This is a genomic window from Nostocoides sp. (assembly GCF_035343835.1).
GTDB classification, from domain to species: Bacteria; Actinomycetota; Actinomycetes; order Actinomycetales; family Dermatophilaceae; genus Nostocoides_A; species Nostocoides_A vanveenii.
In genome coordinates, this window is the sequence record NZ_DAOQZV010000186.1 from 1 (window position 1) to 6,487 (window position 6,487).

General features: G+C 69.8%; 4 protein-coding genes and 1 pseudogene. 2 read left to right on the plus strand and 3 right to left on the minus strand.

The features are described from left to right. Positions 1–69: 69 nt before the first annotated feature. Positions 70–1,908, plus strand: coding sequence for an alpha-glucosidase (locus PKH97_RS12295; RefSeq protein WP_324387766.1), 1,839 nt, complete (start codon positions 70–72; stop codon positions 1,906–1,908). Positions 1,909–2,028: 120 nt separating this feature from the next. Here PKH97_RS12295 and PKH97_RS12300 read toward each other — a convergent pair whose 3' ends face one another. The 3 genes from PKH97_RS12300 to PKH97_RS12310 form a co-directional block, all read right to left on the minus strand. Next, positions 2,029–3,372, minus strand: a complete 1,344-nt coding sequence (locus PKH97_RS12300; protein ID WP_324387767.1) for a cyclic 2,3-diphosphoglycerate synthase — start codon at positions 3,370–3,372, stop codon at positions 2,029–2,031. Between the two features lie 139 nt (positions 3,373–3,511). Then, positions 3,512–4,624, minus strand: coding sequence for an o-succinylbenzoate synthase (gene menC, locus PKH97_RS12305; protein WP_324387768.1), 1,113 nt, complete (start codon positions 4,622–4,624; stop codon positions 3,512–3,514). Further along, positions 4,621–5,394, minus strand: coding sequence for a GNAT family N-acetyltransferase (locus PKH97_RS12310; protein ID WP_324387769.1), 774 nt, complete (start codon positions 5,392–5,394; stop codon positions 4,621–4,623). The genes menC and PKH97_RS12310 overlap by 4 nt, the downstream gene beginning before the upstream one ends. Positions 5,395–5,470: 76 nt before the next feature. Here PKH97_RS12310 and PKH97_RS12315 point away from each other — a divergent pair. Beyond that, positions 5,471–6,487: pseudogene (locus PKH97_RS12315) on the plus strand (hypothetical protein); the annotation flags it as partial.

The window sequence follows — 6,487 nt, forward strand, 5'->3', positions numbered from 1 at the left end:
CCTCTCGACGGGGCTGAACCGGCCTCTCGACGGGGCTGAACCGGCCTCTCGACGGATTAGGGTCGGGGCATGAGCGACGTCGCTGCCGAGGCTGCAGCTGTGCCACCAACAGGGAGCGCGACACCGGAAGCCATTGCCCCGGGGACCGGCAGCGTGGCGGCGGACGGAGAGGGCGTGGCGGCGGACGGAGAGGGCGTGGCGTCGCCGCCGTGGTGGACGTCGGCTACGGTCTATCAGATTTATCCGCGCAGCTTCGCCGACAGTGACGGCGACGGGCTGGGCGACCTCGGTGGCATCCTCGGCAAGCTCGACTATCTGGCGGACCTCGGGGTCGATGTCGTCTGGCTCTCGCCGGTCTATCGCTCGCCGCAGGACGACAATGGCTACGACATCAGCGACTACGAGCACGTCGACCCGATGTTCGGCACCGATGCGCAGTTGGACGCGATCATCGCTGGGCTGCACGAGCGCGGCATCCGGCTGGTCATGGACCTCGTGGTCAATCACACCAGTGACGAGCATCCGTGGTTCATGGAGTCGCGCAGCTCGCGCGAGAACCCCAAGCGCGACTGGTACTGGTGGCGCGACCAGCCGACCGACTGGGTCTCCTTCTTCTCCGGCTCCACCTGGGAGTACGACCTGGCAACGGAGCAGTACTACCTGCACCTCTTCTCGCGCAAGCAACCCGACCTCAACTGGGAGAATCCCGAGGTCCGCCAGGCCGTCTACGCAATGATGCGCCGCTGGCTCGAGCGGGGCGTCGACGGCTTCCGGATGGACGTCATCAATCTGATCAGCAAGGTCACGCCCCTGCGCGACGCCCACGACGACCTGGTCGCGCAGACCTTCAACGGACCGCGCATCCATGAGTTCCTCCAGGAAATGCATCGGGAGGTCTTCGCCGGCCGCGAGGCCGCTCTTATCACCGTCGGTGAGACGCCGGGCGTGACCATCGAGGAGGCCCGTCTCTACACCGATCCCGCGCGCGCCGAGGTCGACATGGTCTTCCAGTTCGAGCATGTCGATCTCGACTCCGGGCCGAACGGCAAGTGGGACGTCATCCCGCTCGAACTACCCCGGCTCAAGGCGAATCTCGCTGCGTGGCAGGACGGTTTGGCCGACGTCGGCTGGAACTCCCTCTATTGGGACAACCACGACCAGCCGCGTGCGGTCTCGCGCTTCGGCGACGACGACCCGGCCTGGCGCGAGCGCTCGGCCAAGACCTTGGCCACGGTCCTGCACCTGCACCGGGGCACGCCCTACGTCTATCAGGGCGAAGAACTCGGGATGACCAATGCCCCGATCGCGAGCATCGACGATGTCCGCGACATCGAGTCGATCAACTACTACCGCGAGGCCGTCGACGACGGCGTGGATCCGCAGGCGGTGCTCGCCAGCATCCGGGTCAAGGGCCGCGACAATGCCCGCACCCCGGTGCAATGGGACGCCGGCCCGCACGCCGGGTTCACCACGGGCGAGCCGTGGATTGCGGGCAATCCCAATCATGTCGAGATCAATGCCGCCGCCCAGATCGACGACCCGGACTCGGTCTTCGCGCACTACCGGCGGCTGATCTCGCTGCGGCACGACAACCCCACCATTGCGCTCGGCCGCTTCGAGTTGGTCCTCGCCGACCACCCGGCCGTATGGGCATTCACGCGCACCCTCGGTGACGATCAGTTGCTCGTCCTCGCCAACCTCTCGCGCGAGCCGGTGGACCTCGCCGACTTCGGCGCGGCCGGGTCGATCGAGGACTGGACGGGCGCGGTGGTCGTGTCGAATACCCGGACGACGGGCGGTATGCCCGACCGCACCCCTGAGGGTGCGCCCGGTCACCTCCCGCCGTGGTCGGCGCTCGTGCTCAACCGTCCGGGCCGCACCGAGCCGCGCGACAGCGGCACCCTTTAGCTCCAATCGCGTCGGGCCGGCGGATCACGGCCGATTCGACGGGGCGTGGTGCAGGGGCCGGGTCGGTGGTCAGTGCCCTTGCCCAGTGGTGCCGCCCGCGTTGCGGGCGCAGGTCGGAGGTCAGGCGAGCGTGCGGTCGAGCGCCGCGGCGAGCCGGCCCGGGTCGCGCTCACGCAACGAATAGCGGGCCCGCACAAGGGGTTTGTCGACGGTCAACACTCGCGTCAAGTCGATCGGGGTGCCTGACACGATCGCCTCGACCGGCATGGCGGCGATCGTGGCCTGCAGGTCCGCGATCTGCTGCTCGCCATAACCCATGGCCGGGAGAATCCCCACGGCGTTGGGGTACTTGGCGTAGGTCTCGGCGATGGCGCCAACGGCATACGGCTCGGGGTCGACGATCTCGGCGACGCCTGCGGCCCGGGCGGCGACGACGCCGGCGCCGAAGCTCATCGACCCGTGTGTCAGCGTCGGCCCGTCCTCGACGACGACGACGCGCCGGCCAGCGATAAGTCCGGGGCCGGCCAGAGTCACGGGGGAGTCGCAGCGCACGATCTCGGCATCGGGGTTCAGCGACCGCGCGCCCGCCTCGACGGCACTGATCTGCTCCTCGCTCGCGGAGTCGCACTTGGCGACGATGACGACATCGGCCATCCGGACGTTGGCTTCGCCCGGGTGGTAGGCCGATTCGTGTCCGGCCCGCAGGGGGTCGACGAGCACGATGTGCAGATCGCTGACATAGAACGGGATGTCGTTGTTGCCGCCGTCCCAGAGGATGACATCGGCCTCCTCCTCGGCCGCGCGCAAGATGCGCTCGTAGTCGACGCCGGCATAGACGATGACCCCGCTGTCGATGTGCGGCTCGTACTCCTCCCGCTCCTCGATCGTGCACTGGTGACGGTCGAGATCGGCATAGGTGGCGAAGCGCTGGCAGGCCTGCGCGGCCAGGTCGCCATAGGGCATGGGGTGGCGAATGGCGACGACGCGCAGCCCTCGCTTTCGCAGCAGCTCGGCGACGAAGCGCGTGGTCTGCGATTTGCCGACGCCGGTGCGGACCGCGGTGATCGCGACGACCGGGCGGGTCGAGCGCACCATCGTCGCCTTCGAGCCGTGCAGGACGAAGTCGGCGCCGGCCGCGATCGCGCGCGAGGCCAGGTGCATGACCCCCGCGTGCGGCAGGTCAGAGTAGGCGAACGCCACGACATCGACGCGCTCGCGCGCGATCAATGCCTCCAGTTCCGTCTCGTCGACGATCGGTATGCCGGCGGGGTAGAGCTCGCCGGCCAACTCCGGCGGGTAGGTCCGCCCGTCGATATCGGGGATCTGCGTCGCCGTGAAGGCGACCACCTCCACGCTCGGGTCATCGCGGTAGACGACATTGAAGTCGTGGAAGTCGCGACCCGCGGCGCCCAGGATGACGACGCGCTGACGTTCTCCGGCAAGGGTTTTCGGTGTGCCGCTCATGGCGATCTCCGCGGGGCTGAGGTCGACCGCGGGACCGACTTACCCGACGCGGGCAGTCCTGGCTGCGGGGACCCGCCTCCACCGCGATGCTATCGCGAACCGCCGCACCGCCGACGCCTAGGCCGGCGGTCGCGACGGTTCAGACGGACAGCGGGACGACGCGGTCGGTGAAGCCGGCGAGCACCTCGTTCAGCACGTCGACACCGATGCCCGGGCCGCCTGGGACGGCGATGCAGCCATCGGCGTCGAGTTCGAAGGGCGCGGTGATGTCCTGAGTGTAGTAGCGCGCGGACGCCGAGGTGTCGCCCGGCAGCACGAAGCCCGGCAATGCGGCGAGCGCCAGATTGGGTGCCCGGCCGATGCCCGTCTCCAGCATTCCGCCGCACCACACCGGTATGCCATTGGCCGCAGCCACATCGTGGATCCGGCGGGCCTCCAGGTAGCCGCCGACCCGCGAGGGTTTGATATTGATCACCGAGCAGGCGCGCATCGCGATCGCGGTCGCGGCGTCGCGCGCCGAGGTGATCGACTCATCCAGGCAGACCGGCGTCCGGATCAACCGGGCCAGCTCTGCGTGGCCGCGCAGGTCGTCCTCGCGCAGCGGTTGCTCGATCAGGAGCAGCCCGAACTCATCCAGTCGCGCCAGATGCTGCGCGTCCATCAGCGTGTAGGCGGTATTGGCGTCCACCTGCAACTGAATGTCGCCGAACTCCTTGCGCACCAGGCGAACCGGTTCGATATCCCAGCCCGGCTCGATCTTGAGTTTGATGCGCACATAGCCCGCGTCGAGATACCCGGCGACGGCGGCGAGCAGGTCGGCATGGGCGTCCATGATGCCCACCGACACACCCGCCGGCACGCGTTCGCGCACCGATCCGAGATAGGTCGCGAACGGCATACGGGCACTCTTGAGCTCCGCGTCGAGGACGGCGGTCTCCAGCAGGTGCTTGGCCATGAAGTGGCGCTTGACCGGCTCCAGCGCCGGCTTGACGCGAGCCGCCCTCACCTCATCGCCAAGGGCCACCAGCCGCGGCAGCAGATGATCGCGCAGGACGAGTTCGACCCCATCGAGCCACTCCTCGCTGTAGAGCGGGTCGATCTCGGCGCCGCACTCGGCCCACCCCTCGGCACCCTCGTCGGTCACCATGCGCAGCACGATGGTGTCCCGGTCGTAGGACGTGCCGAAGGAGGTGCGGAAGGGCGCCACCAGCGGCATCCGCACCCAGCGCAACTCGGCGTGCGCGATCCTCATGACGACTCCTTCACGGTCAGGTGATACCAGCCTCGACGGGTCACGCCGACCGCGACGTAGCCGGCGGCGAAGGCGTCGGTGAGCCACTCCCGGGTGGCCGACCGCCACGCGCTCGCCTGGGACGGATCACTGCGGCGCAGGGCGACGATATCCGCCGGCACGCGCAGCCAGCGTGCGCCGTCCCCGAGGACATGGGCCGGATCGCCGTCCGGCCCGGCGACGCCGCCGACTGCCGGCGGCTCCGGTGGCTCGGCCCGCGGACCGGGATCGGTCAGCACCCACCGGGCCACCAGCCGGTCCGCCGGGTCACTGCCATTGATCCGGTCGGACATCACGCCATAGAACTCCGGCTCGTAACAGTCCACAGCAGCTCCGAGCTTGGTGAGATTGAAGCGCGCATTGCGGCCGACGAGGGGGTCGAAAGTCCAACTCATGCAATGGATTCCGCGCTCCAGGCACCACTGCCGCTGGTGCAGCTTCAGCAAGAGTCCCAGGCCCCGCTGCTCATGCCCGGGCGCGGTCGCCGCGATATAGCTGTATGCCGTTCCCGGCGCCCCGCGCCCCAGCGCGGCGGCACCCAGCAGGGCCCCAGCGCCATCGTGAAGGAGCGTGACCAGCCCGTCCGCGTGCGCCAGACTGCGCAGCATCTCGCTGCCGATCGGCAGGCCCTCGTCATTGCGTCCCCACACCGCGCCGAAGAGCTCGGCAGCGGCCCGCATCTGCGCCATCGTGTGCGCCGCGCGCGCCTGCGGCTCCGGCTCAGTCGTCATGACGTACAGCATGCCCGAGCGCGCCGGGGTGCGTTCGCGCGAGCGGCCTCGAGCCCCGGGACATAGGGTGCCGCCCATGCACACCGGCCGAATCACCGCCGGCCTGCTCGCGCCATTCGCCCTCCTCAGCGCCGGCGGTCCGGCCGGCGCGCAGGACGGGAACGCCGTCGAACTCGTCGGCGAGTTCGCCCGCTGGGAAGAGAAGCGGATCGCGGAGTCCAGCGGCCTGCTCTGGTGGCGCGATCGCCTGATCACGACGAACGACTCCGGCGACGAGGCGGTGCTCTATGTCGCCGATCGCACCGGTCGCGAGACCGCGCGCCTGCGGTATGCCGATTCCGACCCCACCGATGTCGAAGCCCTCGCGCTGGGGCCGGACGGCACCATCTGGGTCGGTGACATCGGCGACAACGCCCAGCAGCGCAGCACCATCACGGTCGTCCGGGTGCCGTCCCCGCCCCTCGACCACGACGACCATGTCTCTGGCACCCGCTACGACCTGCGCTATCCGGACGGCCCGCACAATGCCGAGGCGTTGCTCGTCCACCCCACGACGGGCGCGTTCTATGTCGTCACCAAGGCCCTCGTGGGCGCGATCTACCGGGCGCCGCAGCCGCTGCGCGCGGACGGGGTCAACGCGCTGGCATACGTCGGTCCGGCACCGGCGATCGTCACCGACGCGACCTTCGCGCCCGGGGGCGCGCAGGTCTACCTGCGTGGCTATGCGAGCGTGACCGTGCTCGACTATCCGGACTTCACGCTGCGGGCCACCTGGCCCACACCCGCGCAGCCGCAGGGCGAAGGGCTGGCCAATGGGCCCGATGGCACCCTCCTGGCCTCGACCGAGGGCTCACGCTCGGCGATCCAGCAGTGGCGGATGCCGCCGCTCCCCGCCCGGGTCGGGGCCACCGGCGCCTCGCCCACGTCGTCCTTTCCGGCGCCCACCGCATCGCCCGCGGCCGCACCGATCGCTTCCGAGTCATCCGCTCCCGAGTCATCCGCGCCCGAGTCATCCGCACCCGAGGCGCCCGGCTCCGCGGCAGAGGCTCGCCGGTGGCGCGTCGTCGCCCCCGCCCTCGCTCTCGCGGTCGCC